21 protein-coding genes and 1 pseudogene are annotated in these 22,215 nt (G+C 64.1%); 13 read left to right on the forward strand and 9 right to left on the reverse strand.

The annotated features are described in order from the left end of the window. Positions 1-67 precede the first annotated feature (67 nt). From GUY30_RS06095 to GUY30_RS06105, 3 genes are all read left to right on the forward strand, one after another. A complete protein-coding gene (locus GUY30_RS06095) occupies positions 68-211 on the forward strand; it encodes a GPGG-motif small membrane protein (protein WP_167195029.1) in 144 nt (47 codons plus the stop codon). A 199-nt stretch (positions 212-410) separates the two neighbouring features. Continuing rightward, on the forward strand, positions 411-1,346 hold the full coding sequence (locus GUY30_RS06100) for a formylglycine-generating enzyme family protein (RefSeq protein WP_167200747.1): 936 nt from the start codon (positions 411-413) through the stop codon (positions 1,344-1,346). A gap of 78 nt (positions 1,347-1,424) precedes the next feature. After that, positions 1,425-2,930 (forward strand): succinyl-CoA:acetate CoA-transferase ScpC, encoded by a 1,506-nt coding sequence (locus GUY30_RS06105; RefSeq protein ID WP_167195032.1) that lies wholly within the window; start codon positions 1,425-1,427, stop codon positions 2,928-2,930. A gap of 28 nt (positions 2,931-2,958) precedes the next feature. Here the strand turns inward: GUY30_RS06105 and GUY30_RS06110 are convergent, their stop codons facing one another. Next, the gene (locus GUY30_RS06110) at positions 2,959-4,224 is read right to left on the reverse strand and encodes an SLC13 family permease (protein WP_167195035.1); all 1,266 of its coding nucleotides are present in this window, start codon (positions 4,222-4,224) and stop codon (positions 2,959-2,961) included. Between the two features lie 311 nt (positions 4,225-4,535). Here GUY30_RS06110 and GUY30_RS06115 point away from each other — a divergent pair, with 311 nt between their 5' ends. The 6 genes and pseudogenes from GUY30_RS06115 to GUY30_RS06135 all read left to right on the forward strand — a co-directional run bounded on the left by GUY30_RS06115 (position 4,536) and on the right by GUY30_RS06135 (position 9,738). Then, positions 4,536-5,015, forward strand: coding sequence for a YybH family protein (locus tag GUY30_RS06115; protein ID WP_167195038.1), 480 nt, complete (start codon positions 4,536-4,538; stop codon positions 5,013-5,015). 86 nt (positions 5,016-5,101) lie between these two features. Further along, positions 5,102-5,725, forward strand: a pseudogene (locus GUY30_RS18095) (cytosine permease); the annotation flags it as partial. 79 nt (positions 5,726-5,804) lie between these two features. Next, a complete protein-coding gene (locus GUY30_RS18100; RefSeq protein ID WP_323127776.1) occupies positions 5,805-6,386 on the forward strand; it encodes a cytosine permease in 582 nt (193 codons plus the stop codon). Positions 6,387-6,531: 145 nt separating this feature from the next. Then, positions 6,532-7,812 (forward strand): sensor histidine kinase, encoded by a 1,281-nt coding sequence (locus GUY30_RS06125; RefSeq protein ID WP_167195041.1) that lies wholly within the window; start codon positions 6,532-6,534, stop codon positions 7,810-7,812. Beyond that, a complete protein-coding gene (locus tag GUY30_RS06130) occupies positions 7,809-8,459 on the forward strand; it encodes a response regulator (protein ID WP_167195044.1) in 651 nt (216 codons plus the stop codon). The genes GUY30_RS06125 and GUY30_RS06130 overlap by 4 nt, the downstream gene beginning before the upstream one ends. Before the next feature lie 103 nt (positions 8,460-8,562). Next, complete coding sequence (locus GUY30_RS06135; protein ID WP_228281750.1) at positions 8,563-9,738, forward strand: fatty acid desaturase family protein; 1,176 nt, start codon at positions 8,563-8,565, stop codon at positions 9,736-9,738. Positions 9,739-9,742: 4 nt separating this feature from the next. Here GUY30_RS06135 and GUY30_RS06140 read toward each other — a convergent pair whose 3' ends face one another. Together GUY30_RS06140 and GUY30_RS06145 are read right to left on the reverse strand one after the other, a co-directional pair. Next, positions 9,743-10,570, reverse strand: coding sequence for an MBL fold metallo-hydrolase (locus GUY30_RS06140; RefSeq protein WP_167195047.1), 828 nt, complete (start codon positions 10,568-10,570; stop codon positions 9,743-9,745). 105 nt (positions 10,571-10,675) lie between these two features. Continuing rightward, positions 10,676-11,713 carry an ABC transporter permease gene (locus GUY30_RS06145; protein WP_167195051.1) on the reverse strand — a complete coding sequence of 346 codons (1,038 nt, stop codon included), beginning with the start codon at positions 11,711-11,713 and terminating at the stop codon, positions 10,676-10,678. Positions 11,714-11,982: 269 nt separating this feature from the next. Between GUY30_RS06145 and GUY30_RS06150 the strand changes: the two genes are divergently transcribed. Continuing rightward, positions 11,983-12,552 carry a TetR/AcrR family transcriptional regulator gene (locus tag GUY30_RS06150; RefSeq protein ID WP_228281751.1) on the forward strand — a complete coding sequence of 190 codons (570 nt, stop codon included), beginning with the start codon at positions 11,983-11,985 and terminating at the stop codon, positions 12,550-12,552. Between the two features lie 13 nt (positions 12,553-12,565). Here the strand turns inward: GUY30_RS06150 and GUY30_RS06155 are convergent, their stop codons facing one another. The 3 genes from GUY30_RS06155 to GUY30_RS06165 form a co-directional block, all read right to left on the reverse strand. Continuing rightward, positions 12,566-13,312 carry an MgtC/SapB family protein gene (locus tag GUY30_RS06155; RefSeq protein WP_167195056.1) on the reverse strand — a complete coding sequence of 249 codons (747 nt, stop codon included), beginning with the start codon at positions 13,310-13,312 and terminating at the stop codon, positions 12,566-12,568. Positions 13,313-13,417: 105 nt separating this feature from the next. Continuing rightward, complete coding sequence (locus GUY30_RS06160) at positions 13,418-13,846, reverse strand: hypothetical protein (protein WP_167195059.1); 429 nt, start codon at positions 13,844-13,846, stop codon at positions 13,418-13,420. Beyond that, entirely contained in the window at positions 13,843-15,798 is a 1,956-nt protein-coding gene (locus tag GUY30_RS06165; protein WP_167195062.1) for an ABC transporter permease, read from the reverse strand. Before GUY30_RS06165 ends, GUY30_RS06160 begins: the two co-directional genes overlap by 4 nt. Before the next feature lie 133 nt (positions 15,799-15,931). Between GUY30_RS06165 and GUY30_RS06170 the strand changes: the two genes are divergently transcribed. Beyond that, a complete protein-coding gene (locus GUY30_RS06170) occupies positions 15,932-16,588 on the forward strand; it encodes a TetR/AcrR family transcriptional regulator (RefSeq protein WP_167195065.1) in 657 nt (218 codons plus the stop codon). Positions 16,589-16,696: 108 nt separating this feature from the next. Here the strand turns inward: GUY30_RS06170 and GUY30_RS06175 are convergent, their stop codons facing one another. From GUY30_RS06175 to GUY30_RS06185, 3 genes are all read right to left on the reverse strand, one after another. Next, positions 16,697-17,419, reverse strand: coding sequence for a DsbA family oxidoreductase (locus GUY30_RS06175; RefSeq protein WP_167195068.1), 723 nt, complete (start codon positions 17,417-17,419; stop codon positions 16,697-16,699). Between the two features lie 43 nt (positions 17,420-17,462). After that, positions 17,463-18,539: an Rv2578c family radical SAM protein gene (locus GUY30_RS06180; RefSeq protein WP_167195071.1), complete on the reverse strand. Its 1,077-nt coding sequence runs from the start codon at positions 18,537-18,539 to the stop codon at positions 17,463-17,465. Between the two features lie 61 nt (positions 18,540-18,600). After that, on the reverse strand, positions 18,601-19,131 hold the full coding sequence (locus GUY30_RS06185; RefSeq protein WP_167195074.1) for a flavin reductase family protein: 531 nt from the start codon (positions 19,129-19,131) through the stop codon (positions 18,601-18,603). 307 nt (positions 19,132-19,438) lie between these two features. Here GUY30_RS06185 and GUY30_RS06190 point away from each other — a divergent pair, with 307 nt between their 5' ends. Next, positions 19,439-20,770, forward strand: coding sequence for an MFS transporter (locus GUY30_RS06190; RefSeq protein ID WP_167195078.1), 1,332 nt, complete (start codon positions 19,439-19,441; stop codon positions 20,768-20,770). Between the two features lie 58 nt (positions 20,771-20,828). Beyond that, positions 20,829-22,208: an LLM class flavin-dependent oxidoreductase gene (locus GUY30_RS06195; protein ID WP_167195081.1), complete on the forward strand. Its 1,380-nt coding sequence runs from the start codon at positions 20,829-20,831 to the stop codon at positions 22,206-22,208. Positions 22,209-22,215: the final 7 nt, after the last annotated feature.

Genomic DNA, 22,215 nt, shown 5'->3' on the forward strand with positions numbered 1-22,215 from the left:
CGGTTCTTCTGTGCAAGGATGAACCAACCTCGACCGAGGTCAACAGTATTCAAGTCAAGGAGCAACCATGGCTTTCATTCTCTGGATCATCGCGGCGATCCTCGTCATCTCCGGCATCTTCGCCCTCTTCCGCAAGCAGCTGCTGTGGGGCATCGTCCTCATCGTTGTCGGCTGCCTCGTGGGACCGGGCGGAGTCAGCCTCTTCGCCTGACTATCTGACCGGGTTGTCCCCGGCATCGGCCGACGTCATAGGGTGTTCCCAGAGTCCGCACCGCTCAGAGGCGGACCCGGTACGAAAGGGGCACCCACACGTGACGAAGAACGGAGATCACGGCGCCGCCGAAGCGCAGAACGGCCACTCATGCTGCGCTCCCGCGACCAACCGCGCCGAGGCGGGGGACAGCCAACCAATGGATCTTGCGGTTGGTCGTGCCGTGAGTTCCGAGTCGAACCTTGAGTTCAGCTTCGATTTCGTCACCGTCGGCGGCACCTTCGATATGGGAGATCCCTTCGGCGACGGTCATCCCGCCGATGGGGAGGGACCACGCCACCGGGTCGACCTCACCGAATTCGACATCGCCACGACAAGCGTGACGAACGACGATTTCGCCCAGTTCGTCGCCGACACCGGGTTCGTCACGACGGCGGAACGGCTGGGCACCTCTGCGGTGTTCGCCATGCTCTTGGAGACCAATCCGGGGGCGCGGGCACACGTCCTCGGGCAGGCCCCGGGCGTGCCCTGGTGGGTCGAAGTCTCCGGGGCGAACTGGGCCGCACCCGAAGGGCCCGGATCCACCATCGATAACCGGAGAGACCATCCCGTCGTCCACATCAGCTGGGACGACGCCCAGGCCTATTGCGCCTGGTCAGGCACACGGCTGCCGAGCGAGGCCGAATGGGAGCTCGCCGCTCGCGGTGGGCTCAAGGGTCGCCGCTATCCATGGGGCAATCGGCTGCTGAACGACGGGGAGTGGAACTGCAATATCTGGCAGGGAGAATTCCCACGCACGAACACCCTCGATGACGGGTTCATCAGCACCGCACCGGCCCGACACTTCGCCCCCAACGGGCTGGGCCTGTTCAACACCGTGGGCAACGTGTGGGAATGGTGCGCCGACTGGTTCACCCACGACTACTACCAGCATTCCCCGCAGTCCGATCCGCGCGGCCCCGACACCGGAGACAAACGGATCATGCGCGGAGGATCGTTCCTGTGCCACGACTCCTACTGCAACCGCTATCGGGTGGCCGCCCGATCCTCGAACACACCGGATTCCTCGGCCTCGAACATCGGATTCCGCGTCGTCAAGGACCGCGGCGAGGACACTGTCCCGAACCGGGACTGAGGCGGAGCCGACCCAGCGATCCTCGGGTGGTGGGGCCGCCTCGGCGAGCGAGGTCCCTTGACCGATAGACTGCGCGTCATGTCGAGAATCACCTGCCCCGAACTGAGCACGAAGACCGTCACCGTTGAGGAGGCGGCCCGCCATATCGACAATGGCCAACGCGTGGCGATGAGCGGTTTCACAGGTTCCGGGTACCCGAAGGCAGTCCCGGGGGCGGTAGCCGCACGTGCTCAGGCCGCCCACGATCGGGGTGAGGACTTCCGGATCGAACTGTGGACGGGAGCATCGACGGCGCCGGAACTCGACGGGGTACTCGCCGAAGCGAACGCGGTGAGCAAACGGCTGCCGTTCCAATCCGATCCGGCGATGCGGGCCTCGATCAATTCGGGTGACACCGCGTATGTCGACACTCACCTCAGCCATTCGGCTCAGCAGGCGTGGTTCGGCTTCTACGGCAATCTCGACGTCGCCGTCGTCGAAGTCGCGGCGATCCTGCCCAACGGTCTGCTGGTTCCCGGCAGTTCCGTCGGGAACTCGAAGACATGGCTCGACCTGGCCGACAAGATCATCCTCGAGGTCAACGACTGGCATCCGCGCGGGTACGAAGGCTTCCACGACGTCTACTACGGAACCCGGCGCCCGCCCGAGCGGCTGCCGATCCAACTGCTCGAGCCGATGCAGCGCATCGGTGACCCCTATCTGCGTGTCGACCCGGCGAAGGTCGTCGCCGTGGTGGAGACGAACGCTCCGGACCGGAACCTGCCGTTCAAACCTGCCGACGAGGACTCGAAGGAGATTGCCGGCCACCTCGTTGACTTCCTCCGCCATGAGATCGCCGCAGATCGGCTGCCGCCGGAACTGCTGCCGCTGCAGTCAGGCATCGGCAATGTCGCCAATGCGGTGATGGGCAATCTCGCCGACAGCGAGTTCGCGGGACTGACCGCCTATACGGAAGTCATCCAGGACGGAATGCTCGACCTCATCGACAGCGGAAAGCTCACCTCGGTGTCGGCGACGGCGTTCTCACTCTCGGCCGAACGGGCAGCGGACTTCAACGACCGGATCGAGTCGTACAAGGGCAGGATCCTGCTGCGCACCCAGGAGATGTCGAACCACCCAGAAGCCATCCGGCGACTCGGCATCATCGCCATCAACGGAATGGTCGAGGCCGATATCTACGGTAACGTCAACTCCACGCATGTGACCGGTTCGTCGATCATCAACGGCATCGGCGGCTCCGGTGACTTCGCCCGCAACGCCTACCTCAACTTCTTCGTGTCGAACTCGCAGGCCAAAGCGGGAGCGATTTCTGCGATCGTGCCGTTCGCCAGCCATATCGACCACACCGAACACGACACTCAGATCTTGGTCACCGAACGGGGCCTGGCCGATCTGCGCGGACTGCCGCCGGTGGCCAGGGCACGGAGGATCATCGACAACTGCGCCCACCCGGACTACCGGGACCGTCTCACCGACTACCTCGAACGTGCGATCGCGGCGAACCCGACCGGTCGGCATACCCCGCACATCCTCGCCGAGGCTCTGTCCTGGCACGAGAAGTTCATCACGACCGGGCACATGTGAGCGGCAGCGGGGCCCCGACCCCGCCGGTTCAGCCGCTTATCACGGTCGGCACCGCGGCGACCACCCAGGCGAGTCCTGGCCCGATGAGGCACATGAGGCCGGCGTAGCCGATCATCTGTCTGTAGTAGCGGTCGCGGATGCTCGGATGGACATTGGCCAGGAGCATCGCGCCGTTGGTCGAGAACGGACTGATGTCGACGATGGTCGCGGCGATCGCCAGCGCCGCGACGAACCCTCCGACATGCACGTCGCCCGACTCGAGGAACGGCACCGCCAGGGCGATGACGACACCGATGATCGCCAAGGACGACGCCAGCGCAGAGATCAGGCCGGACATGTAGAACAGCAGCAGCGCTGCCAGCAGGGGGACGCCGATCGCTGAGATGCCGGCCGAGACCCATTCGACGGTTCCGGCCTCCTGCAGCACGGCGATGTAGGTGAGCACTCCGCAGATGAGGATGACGATCGACCATGAGACCTTCGACAGCGCGGCCTTGCCTGCGGCCGGGTCGATGGCGGCGAGCACTACCGAGATCGTGATGGTCACCAGGCCCACATCCCAGCTGAAGATGATCACGGACAGCGCCATCGCGATGAGCCCGATCAGGGTCGGGATCTGAGAGCGTGTGAGACGGATGGTCGTTCCGCCGTCGGCTTCGGACTCTGGGTGGGGGTGAGCCCCATCTGCCTCCGCGCGCAGTCCTGGCCGGCGACGGAGGACGAACCAGACAACGACCGCGAAGACGGTATTGAAGATGAACGGGGCGAGGAACAAGGTCAGCGGCGTCGGTGTGAGACCGTTCGTGGTCAGATAGTCATTGATGAAGATGCCGTAGACGCTGATCGCGGAGAACGCGCCGGCCAATGCTCCGTGCACGACGAGCAGACCGACCATGAACTGATTGATCCGATGACGCCGCGCGAACGACAGCGCCAGCGGCGCGATGATGGCCACCGCGAAGAGCGCCCCCAGCGAGATGAGGACAGCCGTCAGTGCGAAGAAGATCCAGGGCATGAGTCCGACGCGCCCGCCGACGAGCTTCACACACCAGCGGACGATCACTTCGATGGCACCGTTGTTCTGGGCGAATCCGAAGAGATAGGTCAGGCCGACGAGCGTAAGGAAGAGGTCGACGGGAAATCCTGCGAGGAACTCTTCGGGCGCCTGGTGCAGGACGAGGCCGCCGACGCCCGCGGCCGCGATGAAGCCGAGCAGGCCCATATTGATGTCCCGCCAGGTTCCGATGACGAACATCAGTCCGAGGACGACGACGCAGATCAGTTCTGCACTCATGGGTTCAGCTTCTCCTTCGAACGTCAGCCGCGGAATGTCCGGCGGCACACGGGCATGCGACTCAAATTAATGCATGTCACCTGGTGCGATCAGGTCCATTCGGCATATGAACTCACAGTGACGTTCAGCGGAAGAATTCACGCGCCGATTCGCCGCTTCGTATAACTGAGGTCAGAATTCGTCCACCGCGGATAGTGCGGACGATCACAGACTCGTTAGTGTGTCATTCAGCTTCATCGGGCCGCACGCGAATCATTTGGACTCAACGCGGCATCCTCCTTCTCTCAGTCTGCGAAAGGTCGCCGTCGATCATGAACGAATCCACACCGGAGCCCAGCGAATCAGATGTGCTCACGGCCGCCTCGGCGATCGTCGATGCCTTCGCCGCCACGGACACTCAGTCGTATTTCTCCCGATTCGCCGAGGACGCCTCCTTCGTCTTCCACCCCGAAACGCGACGCCTGAACACTCGCGTGGAATATGAAAGGGAGTGGGTTTCGTGGTTGGCCGACGGTTGGTCAGTGGCCGCCTGCGCCTCATCGGACCAGCTCGTGCAGACCTTCCCCGGCGGAGCCGTATTCTCCCACACCGTCGATACGACCGTGAACACCGCAGACGGGCGGGAATCCTACCGGGAACGCGAATCGATCGTCTTCCGCCGCCTCGGTGACGGTGAACTCATCGCCATCCACGAACACCTCTCAACGGTCCCGGATTCTGCCGACGGCTCGTCGGCGGCTGGTCCCAGTGCCGCCGAAAGCAAGCCCGGCGCCGAGGAGGTCGCGCAGTGAACTGGTACCGCCGTTTGGAACAGCGATTGGAATCCGGCCACGATTCCGGAGTCATCCGCGGGACCCTGAGCGGGGGACGGATCTTCATGATCTGGCTGGCCGCGAACCTCGTCGTCACGACCCTGCTGACCGGAACTCTGTTCGTCCCCGGCATCGACTTCACCACAGCAGTCATCGTCATCATCCTCGGGACGATCATCGGCACCATCGTGCTCACGCTCATCGGCAACATCGGCACCCGTACGGGCTTGGCGACCATGGCCATCACCCGCGGTGCCTTCGGTGCCAAGGGCAGCTTCCTGCCGGTCGCGGCCAATGTTATCATCCTCATGGGCTGGAGCTGGGTGCAGGCCATGTTGGCGGGGATCAGTGTCAACTATGTGGTCGCCCAGACGACGGGGTTCTCCAATCCGATCCTCTTCTCGGTGCTCTGCCAGGCCCTCGTCGTCGGGTTGGCGATTCTCGGCCATGAAGGCATCGAGAAGGCCGAACCCTGGTTCGCTCTCCTCATCCTGCTGGTCATGGCCTATGTCTTCGTCATCGCGTTCACGGGACACTCACCCGCCGAATATGCAGGAATCAAGAGCCTGCCGGAGCTCGAGTTCACTCCGGTCCTCGCGCTCGACATCGTTATCTCCACAGCCATCTCCTGGACCGTGCTCTCCGGTGACCTCAACCGTTTGGCCGGTTCCCAGAGAGCCGGAATCGTCGGATCGGGGTTGGGCTACCTGACTTCGACCGTGCTGGCGATGCTGCTGGGTCTCACTGCCTTCAGCTTCATCCTGCTCGATGGGGGGAGACCCGGCCGAGTTCGACCCGACTGTGCTGGCCGCCGAGTTCGGGTGGGCATTGGCCATCGTCATCTTCCTCTCCGTCATGGCCACGAACACGATGGTCGTCTACGGAATGGTCAACTCCGTCGTCGGCGCGCAGAGCCGAACGAAGCTGAAGTTCCTGCCCATGGCGCTCATCCTCGGCGCGATCTCGATCATCGGTTCGACATGGTTGGCCCTGCTCGACCAGTACACCGACTTTCTGGTGATGATCGGAGCGTTCTTCGTTCCCGTGTTCGCCATCCTCATCGTCGATTACTACATCATCAAACGCTGTGCCTACTCACCCGACATCCTCAAGGACTCCGGCGGGATCTACTCCTACACGCGCGGAATCAATTGGGTGGCCGTCGAGGTGTGGGTCCTCGGGGCACTGGCTTCCTATGTGCTCACCTACGCCTATCCAAGCCCGATAGGAGCGACGATCCCGTCCTTCGCCAGCTCCTTCGTGCTCTACCTCGCGCTGTCCTGGGGCAGCCGAGCGAAGTTCGCGGGAACTCGGCATGCGCACCTGGCCGACGGGATCCGCGGAAGCTGAACGGGGAGTTCTCGGTTCCGGGCCGGGAACTGACCACCATGTGCCGTTCCCAGGTGATGAAGCAGTCCACGCGCTATGATCGCACCGGTCGGCCGGAATCACAGAAGGGAACCCGGTGTCTGTGATGGTAATCTTCGACAGGTTCATGCCCCCGAACCGTCGACTCAACCCCGAGGCGCTGGCCTGGGTCGCGGTGATCGTGCTTGCCATCGTCATGCTCGCGGTGGAATCGTCGATCGCCGTCTCGGTCAATGAGGCCCCCGTCGCATTGGCCTTCGTCGTCACCATCGTCCATGTCGGGTCCATGCCGCTGTCCATGCTGCGCCCGCTCTTCGGCACGATCATGTCGATCGCCGCCTGCACTGTGCTGCCGCTGCTGGGACCGCTCGTGTCGGGTGTGCCGTGGCCGTGGATGGTTCCGATGATGATCACTCAGATCGTCATCATCCTCATCATCGGCCTCCGCGCCCACTGGGGAGTGGCCCTGGCCGCACTGCTCGGCAGCATCGCAGGTTCGGCGGCCGCGGTGCTCATCACTCATCTGCTGGTGGCAGACACCCGCACCGACGGTGCCATTGTCAACATCCTCATCTACTCCTGCATCGCCGGCGGCGTCTACCTCGCGGCGGTCATCATCCAGCAATGGCAGCTCATCCGCTCCCAACTGGTCCAGGAGAAGGAGAACACCGCGGAGGAGCACTCCAAACGCGTGACCATCGAGGAGAAGGCCCGCATCGCCAGGGAACTCCACGACATCGTCGCCCACAGCATGTCGATCATCAACATCCAAGCCTCCAGCGCACCGTTCCGCCATGCCGAGATCGACTCAGAAGTGGCCAAAGAGTTCGAAGACATCTCCACCTCCGCCCGCACAGCGCTGACCGAGATGCGCGGACTGCTCAGCGTCCTGCGCAACGATGAGGGCGGAGGCGAACTGGCACCGCAGCCGAAGTTCTCCGAGATCGACCCGCTCATCGAGAAGGCCCGACAGGCCGGAGTGCAGGTCACCGTCGAACGCAGCGGCGAACCGATCGACCACCTCATGCGCGACAGCACCGGACTCGCCGGCTACCGCATCATCCAAGAAGCCCTGAGCAACGCGATCCGCCACGCCCGCAACTCCGCCATCGCCATCCGCATCCGCGGTGGCAGCTCAGCCGTCTGGATCAGCGTCACCAATGACCACGGCGACGGGCCCGGCGAGGCCGCAAAACACGAGAAGCATGGTCGGCAGGGACTGATCGGCATGCGCGAACGGGCAGCCTCGGTCGGTGGGGAGATCCGCAGCGGAGCCACTGCCGACGGAGGCTTCGAAGTCGAAGCAGTGCTGCCGCTTTCGCCCCGCGAACGCTCGACCGACGACGGCGAACCGAGCGCCGACACACCGGTCACGGACACTTCGGCCACGGACAAGGAGACCCCATGATCAGGATCGTCATCGCCGATGACCAAGCGATGGTCCGGGCCGGCTTCGCCGCGCTGCTGAGCGCTCATGCAGATATCGAGGTCATCGGACAGGCCGAAGACGGTGCACACTGCGTCGATCTCGTCGCCGACCTTGACCCCGATATCGTCCTCATGGACGTCCGAATGCCGCTCATGGACGGAATCGAAGCAACCCGCACGATCGTCGCCGCGAATGCCGAGACCCGGATCATCATGCTCACCACCTTCGACATCGACGACTATGTCTTCGATGCCATCCGCGCCGGGGCCAGCGGTTTCCTCCTCAAGGATGCCCCGCCCAGTGAACTCGCCGAGGCGGTCCGCATCGTCGCCGGAGGCGAAGCGCTCCTGGCGCCGAGCGTGACGAAACGGGTCATCGAACACTTCGCCACCGGAGGACAGAAGCCCAACCGCACCGCGCTGCCCGAACTCACCGACCGAGAACGCGAGATCCTCATCCAAGTCGCCCGCGGAGCGTCCAACACGGAGATCGCGGCGAGTCTGCACATCGCAGTGCAGACCGTGAAGACCCACGTCTCCCGGATCCTGTACAAACTCGATGCCCGAGATCGCGCCCAAGCAGTCATCGCCGCCTACGAATCAGGTCTCATCGTCCCCAACAGCTGAGTTCTGCTCCCGTCCTCGCCTCGGACCCCCTACCCGAGTAGGGGGTGAAGAACGGCTCCCAGGGGTGACGAAAAACGGTGCGGGCATCCATACGGTGGGAACCATGAACCCGTCTGACCGCATGACCTCCGAACCGACTTCCCCAACTGCCACCGAACTGTCGACTCCGGCACCGGATCGGGCCACGCGGGCCGCAGTGCTCGAACGCAGGCGAGCGAAGAGGGGAACCGCCGAACAGGAATTCACCAGCGACTTCAGCGCGCTGATGGCGCAGGTCAAAGAAGCGGGCCTGCTGGCCAGGCGGCCGGGCTGGAACACCCTGCGCTTCGTCCTCCTCGGACTCGGCTACGTTGCATCCTTCGCCATGCTCTTCCTCATCGGTGAGAGCTGGTGGCAGATGGCGACCGCAGTCGTATTCGGCGCACTTTTCACCCAGACCGCCTATGTCGCCCACGACGCAGCACACCGGCAGATCTTCACCAGCGGAAAAGTGGGGGAGTGGGTGTCGACGATCATCGGCAACCTCTTCATCGGACTGAGCTACGGATGGTGGCTGAAGAAGCACAATGCGCTTCACCACGCCAATCCGAACAAGGCCGGAGTAGACGGAGACATCGCTCCCGGCGCCCTCGTCTTCACTCCTGAGGATGCACGTGAACGCACAGGCCTGGCCAAATGGTTCGCCGCACGTCAGGGCTGGTTCTTCCTGCCGCTGCTGACCCTGGCCGGCCTCCAGCTGCACGTCGAGTCCGTCAAAGCCATCGTCCGGGGACAGTCGTCGATCAAACGCCGTTGGATCGAAGGCGTCTTCATCGGAATCCGCCTCATCGGGTTCCCCGCGCTCGCCATCTGGGCGGCAGGTCCTCTCGTCGGCAGCGTCTTCTTCCTCGTCCAGCTCGCCGTCTTCGGCGTGCATATGGGCGGATCATTCGCCCCCAACCACAAAGGCCAGCCGATCGTACCCAAAGATGTGAAGATCGACTTCCTGCGCCGTCAGACGCTGATGTCACGCAATATCTCCGGCGGTCGCTTCATGGGATTCCTCATGGGCGGTCTGAACTATCAGATCGAACACCACCTGTTCCCCAGCATGCCGAGCGTCAACCTGCACCGGGTGCAGCCGATGGTCCGCGAATACTGCCGCCAGAAGGACATCACCTACACCGAGACGACTCTGCTCGAGTCCTACAAGATCATCATCGCCTACCTCAACCGGGTGGGCCTCGGCGAAGCAGACCCCTTCGACTGTCCCGTCACCGCGCAGTTCCGGTCGCGCTGAGGACTCAGGTGAGGTGATCGTGGTCGCCGGAGACCCATTCTGCGTAGCGTTCCGCCGATGTCTGCACTGCAGAGTGTGCCCCGGAACCGATCGACTGACCGAAGTTGCCGTACATGCGGTCGAAGTCGAGATCGATCACCGAGGCGGCGATGCGCCTGACGACCGTGGCCGACAACGGCAGATAGTTCGGGAAGCTGCGCATGAACGTCACCCACCCCGATCGCGCCACCGGACCGATCGAATCGCCGCTGAGCATGACCCCGGCGCCGTCGGCGCCCGTCCAGACTGCCACCGCACTGCCGGGGAAATGACCTCCCGTCCTCCGGAGCCTCACCCCCGGCACCGGCTCCGCCTCGTGGAAATAGGGGCAGACGGCCCGGCCGGTCCGCTGCACCCATTCGAGGTCGGCCCGGCACACGAAGACGGGAGCTCCATCGAATGCGGCACTCCATTCCAACTGGGTGCCGAACATGTGCGGGTGGCTGGCGGCGATCGCCGCAACTCCGCCGAGGTCCCGGACCGCCGCGACCGCCTCGGCGTCGATATAGGCGGGGACATCGAAGAGCACATTGCCGGATTCGGTGCACGCGAGATAGCAGGTCTGCCCGATCCCGAGCTTCGGTTCGACGCGGATGGCGAAGAGACCGGGTTCCCGCTCCGTGGTGGTGATGCGGTGGCATTCGGATTCGAGGTCTGCCCGAGTCGTCCACTGTTGGCCGGAGGCAGGAACCCATTGCCGATCGTCCTCGCAGATCGGACACAGTTGTGGTGGAGGCGTCGTCGTCTCCACCCCGCAGGTGCGGCAGATCGTCACATCGGAAAATGCCACCATGTCATCCTCTCGGTTCCACAGAAGAAACCACAGACTCCCACCGAGCCTAGTCCTCACATAGAGTGAAGACCAGGATCGATGGGAGTCCGACGACGCGGCAGCTTGTCAGCGGGCGGCCGTGTGCGCCTTCCTGTGGGCGATGACGTGGCCGACGAGGATGAGCGCGATGCTGACGACGAGCCAAGCGCTGAGCACCCACCACTGGAGAGCCGACGGCGCGTCAGGGAAGTAGGAGAGATCGCGCAGCAGCGTGCCCGCCGCTCCGGGCACGAAGAACTGACCGATATCGCCCCAGGAGCCGGCGAGGAACTCCTTCGGCTGATTGAGCGAGGCGATCGGATTGCCGATGAGCATGGTGAGCACTGCACCGAACGCGATGCCGGCAGGTCCGATGAGGGAGACGAAGCCGTTGATCAGGCCGACCGTGGCCGCGATCGACAAGCCGATCGCCAGGGCATTGATCGCGAAGTTCCCCTGCAGGATCCCGAACCAGGTCTGCATGATCAGGGCCAGTGCCAGTCCTCCGACGACTCCGTAGACGATGGTGCCGACCAGGCGCATCCGCCGTGAACGGATGCCCATGCTGGTGAGCACACCGCCGACGATGCCGCCAAGGGTCAACGGCAGACCCGCGATGGCCAGGCCCGCACCGGAGGGATCGTCGTCGGAGAGCGGCACGACGTCGGTGATCTTCACCTGCGGAACCTCCGTCGCCGAGGCGGCCGGATCGGCGCCGTCTCCGGCCGGGTTGCCCTGCGGCGGGGCCTGACCGGAGGCAGCGGCCTCGAGAGCCTTCTGCATCTGCTCCTGCATCTTCTTCGTGCCTGCCTTGAGGCCCGAGATCGCCTGTTGGTCGATGTTGTGCTGCATCTGGGTGCCGATTCCGCTGAGCTGCTGCGCGACAGCAGGGGAGGCGGCCTTGGCGATGAGGATCTCCGGTTCGTCCTCGAGGACGAAGGCGCCGTAGACCTCTCGCTGTTCGATGAGGTTCACCGCCTCGGCGCGTGAGTCGACGGTCTTGAGATCGAGCATGCCGTCCGGGGCGTTCTCAACGATCTGGTCGATCTGCTCTTCGTCTCCGACCGCTGCGATCGGCAGGTCGTTGGGGTCCGAGGTCACGGTCGGCCAGCTGAAGGCGAGCATGACGAGGCTGACGACGGCGGCGGCGAGGACGGCGACGAGGAGCGCGTCCGAACTGTGGGGGAGCGGCCTGCGCCGCCTTCTCCGGTGTCTCGCTCACCGCCGAGTGGTCGGCCTTGCCTTCTCTGCTGCGTATCTGGGTCGGCATGTCTGTCCAATCATCGAAAACGAATACTCGTTCATTATGAAACCGTCCGCTACGATATATCAAGAATGGTCATTCGTTTTTTGGGGGAGATATGCCGAAGGTCACCGAGGAGCACAGGAGTGCGATGCGTGCCAGGATTCAGGATGCGGCGCTGGCCTGCTTCGTGCGCAGGGGGTTCGCCGGTGCGTCGATGGCCGATATAGTCAAGGAAGCGGGGCTGTCGGCCGGAGCGGTCTATGTCTACTACGCGTCGAAGGCCGACCTGATGATCGACGTCGCCCGCCGGGTGATGGAGCCGCGCATGGCGGTGCTCGAGGCGGCCAAGTCCGGAAGTGAGGTGACAGCTCCTGCCGAGGTGTTCGTCGAGCTCATCGATTCCCTGCTCATCGACAATCCGTTCGCCTCGGTCATGGTTCAGGTCTGGGGAGAGTCTTCCTACGACAAGGAGTTCGCGAATTTCGCCGGTGGGATATTCGAGGCGCTCATCGAAGAATTCACCGTCTATCTTGCCGCCTATCTGCAGGATCAGCGGGGAGCGGACGCTGAAGGCGCGCGGGCTCGTGCCGCGGCAATGGTGCCCGGGCTGCTGGCAATGATCCAGGGGGCCGTCGTCCAGTCGACCGTCTTCGGCGAGTCCTCCCGGCTGCGGGTCCGGGCCGGAATCGAAGCAGTGATCTCCAGCGTCGATTTCTGAGTTCGTCGGCTGCTCAGACGGAATCGCCGTCGTCATCGACCGAGTGGACGCGGTCTTCGCGCATGCTCACCGTATCGACGCCGCTCAGTTCCATGAGCGGGGCGACGAGCAGGTGCAGAGGCCGCTTTCCGTCGAACCTCACATCGACCTGCACCATCCGCGTCTCGTCGGGGGACTCGAAGCGGCGCGAATCGACGATCGTATTCGCAAAACCCATTCGACCGGCCAGAGCGAGGATCTCGCGGAGGACACCGGCCCCGTCGTGGTAGGTGATGCGCAGGAGTTTTCGATGGTCGCTGTTGGGGATCTTGCGGATGAGAGGCGCGATGACGAACAGCGTGAACAGGTGCAGAGCAGTGAGCATCGCGGCCAAGGGCAGCATTCCCGCACCGCAGGCCATTCCGACGGCCGCGGTGACCCAGATCGTTGCGGCGGTGGTGAGTCCGCGGACCATGTTGCGTCCTTTGAAGATGACTCCGGCGCCGAGAAAGCCGATTCCGGAGACGATCTGCGCGGAGATCCGTGAAGGGTCGAGGCGGACGTCGTTCTCGAGCACTCCGGCGAATCCATACGCGGAGATCAGAGTGAAAGCGCAGGTGCCGATGCCCACGAGCACGTGGGTGCGGTACCCGGCGGCCTTCTGCCTGAACTGCCGCTCGAAGCCGATGAGGGAACACAGGACGAAGCTGGCCAGCAGCAGACCGGCCTGGAGCAGTCCTGCGCTGCCCAGGATGTTCTCAAACGACGAGGAGTTGACCATAGTGCATTCACCATAGCCCCACACCCAACGAACAACCCCCAATTACTACCTGACGGCGGCCCAGCAACCTCGCGCGAGGTTGCTGGGCCGCCGTCAGGTAGCAGGTCAGACTGTGGAGGGGATCTTCTCGTCCTCTGACTCACGGTTGTGGGTCAGACCGTCGCCGGCGGTCGGGGCCCTGCGGGACGAATCGCGGTCCTCAGGATCCTCATCGACGACGGACCCCTGGACCGTCTGGTGGGAATCGTCGTGGTGCGACGGCTCGTGGTCGTCCGCCTCTGCATCGGTCTCCAGCTGGGAGGGCGACATGCCCAACGCCAGTGCCTGCTTGCGCTGTTCCTTGGCGATCTCTCGCTCGCGTTCGAGGTGGAGATTGCCGAAATCATGGGCCGTGCGCGGCGGTTTGATGCCATCGATGAGGAAGACGAGAGCCAGCGACACCAGTCCCCACAGGCCGATGACCTGCAGATGTTCGGTCACGACATCGCCGTCGAAATACAGGATGGAGCGGATGGTTTCGACCGAGGCGGTCATCGGCAGAAAATCGTGCAATGTGGCGAAGAACTTCGGCACCATATACTGCGAGAGGGCTCCGTTCGACGACGGCACGCCGGCGAACATGAGCGTGCCGATGACCGGGATGATCGCGAACATGCCCAAGAGCCTTTCGAAGACCATGGCGAACATGGAGATGCAGGCGATGGCGATGATGCCGGCGCCCCACAGCGCCGAGAAATGCCCGTCGACGGCTCCTGTGATCGGACCGGCGATGGTCGCGCGACGACCAGCGACATGAACGGTGCGTAGACGACGATGATCGGCAGCATCCGCTTCAGCGGCCTGGTCCACGGGTTGGCGTTAGCGGCAACGATGACGACCATGAAGCCGGCGAGGATCCATCCCATCGCCACGTACATCACAACCACGCCGTTCTTGTCCCGATCGGGCAAGGGCTTCAGGTCGTCGACCGTGAGATCGGAGTCCTGCGCCTGAGCCACCTGTTCGAAGACCTGTACGGCCACACGGTAGGAAGCGTTGTTGCCGGCCTGGTTGGCCAAGAGCTCGAAATCCGGATTCTTCTCGCTGGGTAGGACGAGCGCGGCGACCTCATCGCGGTTCTCCACAAGCCGACGGGCTTCGCTCTTGTCATCGAGCGCGGTGAACTCGAACTTTCCGTCCATCTGCTCATCGAGCTGCTTGATCGTGTCTTCGGCCTGTTCGACCGAGGACCCGACGACCGCGACCGGCATGTCTTTCGGCGTCGGCGAATGCATCGCTCCGAGCATGAACGTGATCATCATGGTCACCATCGCCAGCGGGAAGAGGGTCAGCGAAATGTAGCGCATGAGCTTCGGATCCGGTCTCCGGCCGCCGTGGATCGCTGCCACATTGACATCCAGCGGCACAGGGTGTTCATTGCGCTTGGCGTAGAAGTGGTCATAAAACTTCGTCAGCAGCAGACCGGCCACCGCGCCGAGGGCGAGCACGAAGAGGTGTCCAGTGACCCCGTTTCCGTCGAAGTAGAGGACGGAGCGCAGTGACTCGCCGATCGCCGGCATCGGCAGGAACTCGTGGGTGAAGCGGAAGAACTTCGGCATGCTGTACACCGGCATCGCCATATTCGATGACGGCATGCCGAGGACCATGAGAAAGAGGATTCCGAGGATCACGCCCAGAGCGCCTACGAGGCGGGTGATGAAGAGCAGGACTGCGGAGATCGCGAAGACGCCCAGCCAGGCGATGCCGAGCACCGCCACCGTGTCGTCGACGACGTCGAGGATCGGGCAGGCCACGGTCCAGACGAGACCGGCGATGGCGGCCGACCAGCCGGCGAGCATCGGCACGATGCGTTTGAACTTCAGCGGTTCGGGGGAGTTCGACCGCAGGACGCTGAAGGGCATATATCCGGCCATGACGGTGGACGTCATGAGGAACATCGCCGCCATTCCCGTCGGGTCGCGGTCCGGCAGCGGGGCGATGTCCTCGGCGGTGACCTTCAGCCCGTCGTCCTCGAGCGCGGGACGCACGAGCTGTTCGACGGTGGTTGCCTGCTGGACCCCGGCACCGCTGGCAGTGACGATCGTTGCCGTATCGCCTTCGCCGATGATCGCCGCCGAGGCGTCCCGATCGGAGACGTCTTCGCGTGCGGAATAGACGTTGTCGGTGGACTCGATGTCGAAGGCGTCGGGCTCAGCGCCGTTGATCGCGAACGTCGCATCATCGGCCTTGTCCGATGAGCCGGCCACGACGACGGGCCTGTCGTTGGCCTCCGGGGAGTGCATCGTTCCCAGGTACCTCGTGATCATCATCCCCACGAAGATGAGCGGCATGATGAAGATCGCAACGGTGCGGCCGATGAATTCGGCTTTCGCGCGTTTGGCCGCAGCCTCGTCCTCTGCAGTCTGCGTCGCGCCGGCCTCGGAGTCGGAGACCGGGTGCTCGGACTCGAGGGCCTCTCTTCTCGTTTGTGGTTGGCGATCGGACATTGTCTTCCCCCTGGCGGATCGGAAGTCGTGTGATCCTCGTCGACCACCGTGAACTTCGCCAGTTCAAGACACGTGACTTAATATCGTAAAATCGAGATGTTGTGATTTCGGGAGCGAATGGAACGATGAGGGAATGACCAGTCAGAGAGACCGGGCGCGGGATGCGCTGCTCGATGCCGCCGAAGAGCTGTTCGCGCGCAATGGGATCGATGCGGTATCGAATCGGCGCATCGTCGAACATGCCGGTGCCGCAAACCATTCGGCCGTCGCCTATCATTTCGGCGGTCGTGACGGGCTGCTGCGTGCACTCGTCGAGCGCCATAACGAGGAGATGTCCCGCCGCAGGGATGAGCTGAGGGCGCAGCTGGGCGACTCGCCGAACATCCATGAACTCGTCACGGCTCGTCTGCGGCCGCTCTTCGAACTGTTCGACGGCCTTCCGAAGCCGAGCTGGCGCGCGCAGTTCATGTCACAGCTCTCGGCGGTTCCGTCCGCCGTCGAAGTGGCCAAGGAGGTCGTCGCGGACGCGAACCTGCCCGATGACCTGCGATTCATCAACGGAGCGGTCGACGGGATCCCCGAAGGGGTTCTGCGCGGTCGCGCCTATCTGCTGGGGAGCATGGTCGTCGGCGTCTGCGCCGACCAGGAGGCGAAGATGAATGAAGACGCCAATAAGGGCAGCTGGGAACAGGTCGGCCGCTTTCTCATCGATGCGGCGGCGGGAATGCTCGGGGCACCGGTGACCGACCCGGACGGTGCCGTGCGCTACCCGAGCGTTCCCCTGCTCTGATCAGCTGACAGCCCCGCCCGGACCTCTTGCTATTGCTACCTGACGGCGGCCCAGCAACCTCGCGCGAGGTTGCTGGGCCGCCGTCAGGTAGCAATAGGGGTGTTTTGGTCAGTTGCAGCCGTCGGGGCCGCAGGCGGCGCCGACAGCGAAGTCCTTGCCCGCTGACTGCGGAGTGCCGCTGAGCACCGTGAGCTTCTGGCCCTCATCCCATGCCGTCTCGAGGGCCTGGGTGAAGACGTCGGCCGGCTGTGCCCCGGAGATGCCGTACTTGCGGTCGATGACGAAGAACGGGACGCCGTTGGCGCCGAGCGAGCGGGCCTCATTGATATCGGACCGCACCTCCTCGGAGTACTCATCGGTTGCGAGGACACGTCGGACTTCGTCGGAGTCGAGGCCGATCTCACGCCCCACCTCGGCGAGATAATCGATGTCACCGATGTCGCGCCCCTTCTCGAAGTGCCCCGACAGCAGAGCTTCCTTGGCCTGTGACATGAGCCCGTGAGTCTTGGCGAAGTGGAGGAAGCGATGGGCGGTGAAGCTGTTGGCTACGACGATCGAATCGAAGTCGTAGTTCAGACCGACTGCGGCGGCCTGCTGCGTGACATGGTCGAACATTTGCCGCACCTGAGCGGCGGGCATGCCCTTCATCTGGCTGAGGTATTCGGTCTCGGTGCCGTCAAAGTGATCGGGCAGGCTCGGGTCCAGCTGGAAGCTGCGCCATTGGACGTCGACATCGTCCTTGTGGGCAAATGTATCGAGGGCCTCCTCGAAGCGACGTTTTCCGATATAGCACCAGGGGCAGGCGATGTCCGACCAGATCTCAATCTTCATATCAATGGCAACCGCGCCCGACGCGCGGATATTCCGGTCCGATTCAGAACAGCGCCTGCTGCGCCGGGGCGGCGAACTGCTGGGCCGGTGCCGTCTGCAGGTTTGTCTGATGCGGGGTTCGGTTCGATTCCCTGCGCCCGCGCATCCGGGAGGTCGCCGGGTAATCGTCATCGCTGCGGCCTCGCAGTCCGAAGCGGTCGATGAGCGGGTTGATGCGCTCACCGAGCCATCGTCGATACTCCTTCGACACGTAGGGGGACCGGGCATACATCGTGCGGTAGCGGGGGAGGAGCTCGGGGTGTTCGCGTTCGAGCCATTCGAAGAACCATTCGCGGGTGCCGGGGCGCAGGTGCAGCGCTCCGTAGACGACTCGTGCGGCACCCGCGTCCTTGATTGCTCGGAGTGCGGACTCGAGGTGGTCGCGGGAGTCGGTGAGCTTCGGCATGATCGGCATCATGAAGACGGTGACGTCGAATCCGAGCTCGGCGGCCGCGCGTACGGTGGCCAGTCGGGCCTTCGTCGTCGGGGTGCCGGGCTCGATGCTCTGCTGCAGGGCGTCGTCGTGGACGGCGATCGACATGTTGATCTCCACCGGAGCGTCTTCGGCGACGCGGGCCAGCAGCGGCAGATCGCGGCGCAGCAGTGTGCCCTTGGTCAGAATCGACATCGGTGTCGACTGCTCGGCCAGGGCAGTGATGATTCCCGGCATCAGGCAGTAGCGGCCTTCGGCCCGCTGATAGGGGTCGGTGTTCGTGCCCAGGGCGACATGGTCACGCGCCCACTTCGGGCGTGCCAGTTCGGCGGCGAGGACTTCGGCGACATTGACCTTGACGACGACCTGGCGATCGAAGTCGGTCCCGGAGTCGAGATCGAGGTAGCGGTGGGTGTTCCTTGCGAAGCAGTACACGCAGGCGTGCGAGCAGCCGCGGTAGGGGTTGACCGTCCAGGAGAACGGCATCGAACTCGATCGCGGGACGCCGTTGAGAGCGGACTTCGCCAGCACCTCGTGGAAGGTGATTCCTGAGAATTCCGGCGTCTGCACCGACCGGATCAGTCCCTTCGTTCCGAAGAGGACCGGGGGGCTCGAGCCGGTGCCGTCACTCGCTTCGTTCCACCGCATGACTTCATTCGAACATGAGTTCGAATCAGAGTCAAGGGTGGGGCGCCGTGGTCATGCAGGGTCAGGAGACGCGCAGGCCTTTGAACTCGCTGCGGTGGAAGACCAGAGCCTCGGGTCCGTCGTCGTTGCGGGTGCCGAGGATCTCGAGCAGGGCCACGGTATGGTCACCGGCTGCGACCTCTTCGTAGAGACGGGTCCAGAGGAATGCGGAGCTGCCGGGGATCGTCAGTCCGCCTCCGGCTGTGACTTCGGGGCTGACGCCGGTGAAGCGTCGGCTGCGGTCTTTCGCTGCCAGCTGCCTGGCCAGGTGCTCCTGGTCGGTGCCGAGCAGGGAGATCCCGAGCTCGGGCGCCCGGCGCAGGGTGGGCCAGGTGGTCGATGAGTTCTGGATCGCGACGCTGACCAGCGGTGGGTCGAGGGAGACGCCGACGGTGAGGGTGGAGGCGACGAGGCCCAGGGGCGCCGCATCGACCTCGGCGCCGATGAAGGCGACGCCCTGAGGGAAGTGGGAGAAGGTCTCGCGGAGGGTCTCAGGTGTTGCGGGGGTCACCGGTGCCGGTGCTTGTGTGGTGGGGTCTGCCAAGAGCGTCATTCCTTCACCTCTGTCTTCGTGTGGTCGTCGGAGTCTCGGGCGAGAGTCTCGGGCGCCTGCTGATCTGTTGAGCAGACAATGTCGACGAGGTCGTCTGCGAGTGCCTATGAAGTCGATCATCGCAAAGCGGAAGCGTTTCCATCGTGGCCAAGGTCATACGAAGACGACTTATGACCACATATGACGCTGAGCGTCAGGACGTGACACAAAAGCGGAGGTGCCGGCGACGTCCGGGCATAGATTGCTCAGCGAAACACGGACTCGTCTGGCCGCGAGCCGCCCGAACCCCGCCGCAGAGGAGCATCACATGACGCAGACTTCGGTCACCGCACCGAGAACCCAGGACCCACCGCAGCGGCTCCTGTCGGGAAAGAAGCGGGTGCTCGCCTCGGCCTTCGCCGGAACGACGATCGAGTGGTACGACTTCTACCTCTACGGCACCGCAGCAGCCCTGATCTTCAATGTCCAGTTCTTCCCCAGCCACAGTGAGCTGGGCAGCAGCCTCGCCGCCTTCGCCAGCCTCGCCGTCGGCTTCTTCGCCCGACCACTGGGCGGCATCATCGCCGGCCATCTCGGCGATCGGGTGGGCAGAAAGGCTCTTCTCGTCGTCTCCCTGCTGTCCATGGGAATCGCGTCGACGCTCATCGGACTCGTCCCGAACTTCAACGCGATCGGCTGGTGGGCAGCTGCTGCCCTCGTCGTCCTGCGCATCGTGCAGGGACTCTCAGCCGGAGCGGAATGGGGCGGCTCGGCACTGCTCTCGGTCGAACACGCACCGGCGAGCAAGCGCGGACTGTTCGGCTCCTTCACCCAGATCGGCTCCGCCGCGGGAATGCTTTTGGCCACCGGCGCCTTCTTCACCGTCCAGAGCCTGCTCACCGACGAACAGTTCGAAGCCTTCGGCTGGCGCATCCCCTTCCTCGCCTCCGCTCTGCTCGTCGCGCTGGGACTCTGGATCCGCCTCGGCGTCTCCGATGCTCCGGAATTCCAGGAGCTCAAGGCCTCCGGCAACGTCGCCAAGGCGCCCCTGCGCGACGTGCTGACCAAACACCCACGGGTCCTCCTTGTCACCATCGGACTCCGCCTGGCGCAGAACAGCGTCTTCTACCTCATCACCGTCTACATGCTCAGCTACCTGTCGGAGAACCGCGGCGACTCGACCTCGGGTGTCACGGCCGTCATGATCGCCTCGGCGATCGGACTGTTCACCGGGCCTCTCTGGGGGTGGGCCTCGGACAAGGTCGGTCGCAAACGCGTGAGCATCGGCGGCATCATCGGCGTCGCCGTCTTCGGCTGGATCTTCTTCGCCTTCCTCGACTCGGGCCCCTTGGCGTTCCTGCCCATCATCGTCATCCTCGGCATGAATTTCGCCCACGATGCGATCTACGGCCCGCAGGCCGCGTGGTTCGCCGAACAGTTCCCCATCGAGGTCCGCTACTCGGGCGTGAATATGGGCTACCAGCTGGGCACCGTCATCGGCGGCGGAATCATGCCGATGGTTGCAGCCCTGCTCTACGTCGCCGGAGGGCACTCGCCCTGGCTCATCTGCGGTTACCTCACCCTGCTGTGCGTCCTCTCGCTCATCGCCGCCATCGGCGCAAAAGATCCAGCCCGAGTGCTCGCACGCGACGCGGACTGAACTCACCCGCCGCTTCGTCGGCCCACGCTCATCGCACCACCACGATTAGGAGACACCCATGACGAAACCGATTCTGCTCAACGCCTTCGACATGATGACCCCGGTCCATCAGTCGCCCGGACTGTGGCGCCACCCGGAATCACGGGTCGACGACTTCACCCGGCTGTCCTTCTGGACCGATTTGGCCAAGACCCTCGAAGACGGCGGATTCTCCTCGCTCTTCCTCGCTGACATCCTCGGCGTCTACGACGTGTACGGCGGCAACGCCGACGTCACGACCCGCGGGGGAGTGCAGTTCCCGCTGCTCGACCCCCTCGTCGCAGTCCCGGCTATGGCCGCAGCCACGAAGACGCTGGGATTCGGCGTGACCGCCTCGGTGACCTATGAGAAGCCCTACCTGCTCGCTCGCACCCTGACCACCCTCGACCACTTCACCAACGGTCGAGTGGCCTGGAACATCGTCACCAGCTATGTCGACTCCGCCGCCCGCAACCTCGGGCTCAAGGGCCAGATCCCGCACGACGAGCGCTACGACCGGGCCGACGAGTTCATGGAGGTCATGTACAAACTGTTCGAAGGCTCGATCACTCCGGACGCGCTCAAGGCCGATGCCGAGAACAACGTCTTCGTCGACCCGAACGAGGTGCGCGACATCGACCACGACGGCAAGTTCTTCACCGTCCCCGGTCAGGCGCTCGCCGTGCCCGGACCGCAGGGCACCCCGCTGCTCTTCCAGGCCGGCGCATCCAAGCGCGGGCAGGAATTCGCGCTCGACCACGCCGAGGCGATCTTCTTCTCCGGGCCGACACCGGAGATCCTGCGCAGCTGGGTCGACAAGGTCCGGGACGGACTCGAAGAGCGCGGACGCGCCCGCGACGCGGTGAAGATCTTCGCCCTGGCCACCGTCATCGTCGACGACACGGACGACGCCGCCGAGGCGCGACTCGCCGACTATCGTCGCTACGTCGACACCGAATCCGCGCTGTCCCTCTTCGGCGGATGGACCGGCGTCGACCTGTCCGGTGCCTCACCCGATGACACCCTCGAATACGTGTCGACCGATGCGAATCAGTCCGCGCTCGCGTCCTTCACCACCATGGCCGGGGACAAGCCGTGGACGATCCGGGACCTCGCGGAGTTCGTCGCCCTCGGTGGACGCGGACCGGTCATCACCGGATCGCCGGAGACCATTGTCGACGAATTCCAGCGGTGGATGGACGAAGCCGACATCGACGGATTCAACATCGCTGCGGCCGTGCGCCCGGCCGATGCCGAACGCTTCACGAAGTACGTCTCGCCGGAGCTGCGCCGGCGCGGGCTCCTGCCCGAACCGGTCGCCGGTGCCACTGTGCGCGAACAGCTCACCGGTGGCGGACCCCGCCTGGCCGACGATCACACGGGTGCCAAGTACCGCCTCGGCGAGGGTGCTCGCGTCTGATCGAACA

The organism is Brevibacterium pigmentatum (genome assembly GCF_011617465.1).
Lineage (GTDB): Bacteria > Actinomycetota > Actinomycetes > Actinomycetales > Brevibacteriaceae > Brevibacterium > Brevibacterium pigmentatum.

What these genes read in the sequence shown, in the direction of transcription:
- GUY30_RS06160 (WP_167195059.1), bottom strand. Translation starts at nt 13,846, where the DNA reads ATGACCGCCTCGGTCGAAACCATCCGCTCCATCCTGTATTTCGACGGC.
- GUY30_RS06105 (WP_167195032.1), top strand. Translation starts at nt 1,425, where the DNA reads ATGTCGAGAATCACCTGCCCCGAACTGAGCACGAAGACCGTCACCGTT.
- GUY30_RS06130 (WP_167195044.1), top strand. Translation starts at nt 7,809, where the DNA reads ATGATCAGGATCGTCATCGCCGATGACCAAGCGATGGTCCGGGCCGGC.
- GUY30_RS06185 (WP_167195074.1), bottom strand. Translation starts at nt 19,131, where the DNA reads ATGACGCTCTTGGCAGACCCCACCACACAAGCACCGGCACCGGTGACC.
- GUY30_RS06155 (WP_167195056.1), bottom strand. Translation starts at nt 13,312, where the DNA reads ATGGTCAACTCCTCGTCGTTTGAGAACATCCTGGGCAGCGCAGGACTG.
- GUY30_RS06115 (WP_167195038.1), top strand. Translation starts at nt 4,536, where the DNA reads ATGAACGAATCCACACCGGAGCCCAGCGAATCAGATGTGCTCACGGCC.
- GUY30_RS06125 (WP_167195041.1), top strand. Translation starts at nt 6,532, where the DNA reads ATGCCCCCGAACCGTCGACTCAACCCCGAGGCGCTGGCCTGGGTCGCG.
- GUY30_RS06100 (WP_167200747.1), top strand. Translation starts at nt 411, where the DNA reads ATGGATCTTGCGGTTGGTCGTGCCGTGAGTTCCGAGTCGAACCTTGAG.
- GUY30_RS06145 (WP_167195051.1), bottom strand. Translation starts at nt 11,713, where the DNA reads ATGCTCGCCTTCAGCTGGCCGACCGTGACCTCGGACCCCAACGACCTG.
- GUY30_RS06150 (WP_228281751.1), top strand. Translation starts at nt 11,983, where the DNA reads ATGCGTGCCAGGATTCAGGATGCGGCGCTGGCCTGCTTCGTGCGCAGG.
- GUY30_RS06140 (WP_167195047.1), bottom strand. Translation starts at nt 10,570, where the DNA reads ATGGTGGCATTTTCCGATGTGACGATCTGCCGCACCTGCGGGGTGGAG.
- GUY30_RS06190 (WP_167195078.1), top strand. Translation starts at nt 19,439, where the DNA reads ATGACGCAGACTTCGGTCACCGCACCGAGAACCCAGGACCCACCGCAG.
- GUY30_RS06195 (WP_167195081.1), top strand. Translation starts at nt 20,829, where the DNA reads ATGACGAAACCGATTCTGCTCAACGCCTTCGACATGATGACCCCGGTC.
- GUY30_RS06110 (WP_167195035.1), bottom strand. Translation starts at nt 4,224, where the DNA reads ATGAGTGCAGAACTGATCTGCGTCGTCGTCCTCGGACTGATGTTCGTC.
- GUY30_RS06170 (WP_167195065.1), top strand. Translation starts at nt 15,932, where the DNA reads ATGACCAGTCAGAGAGACCGGGCGCGGGATGCGCTGCTCGATGCCGCC.
- GUY30_RS06095 (WP_167195029.1), top strand. Translation starts at nt 68, where the DNA reads ATGGCTTTCATTCTCTGGATCATCGCGGCGATCCTCGTCATCTCCGGC.
- GUY30_RS06180 (WP_167195071.1), bottom strand. Translation starts at nt 18,539, where the DNA reads ATGCGGTGGAACGAAGCGAGTGACGGCACCGGCTCGAGCCCCCCGGTC.
- GUY30_RS06135 (WP_228281750.1), top strand. Translation starts at nt 8,563, where the DNA reads ATGAACCCGTCTGACCGCATGACCTCCGAACCGACTTCCCCAACTGCC.
- GUY30_RS18100 (WP_323127776.1), top strand. Translation starts at nt 5,805, where the DNA reads ATGGGGGGAGACCCGGCCGAGTTCGACCCGACTGTGCTGGCCGCCGAG.
- GUY30_RS06165 (WP_167195062.1), bottom strand. Translation starts at nt 15,798, where the DNA reads ATGTCCGATCGCCAACCACAAACGAGAAGAGAGGCCCTCGAGTCCGAG.
- GUY30_RS06175 (WP_167195068.1), bottom strand. Translation starts at nt 17,419, where the DNA reads ATGAAGATTGAGATCTGGTCGGACATCGCCTGCCCCTGGTGCTATATC.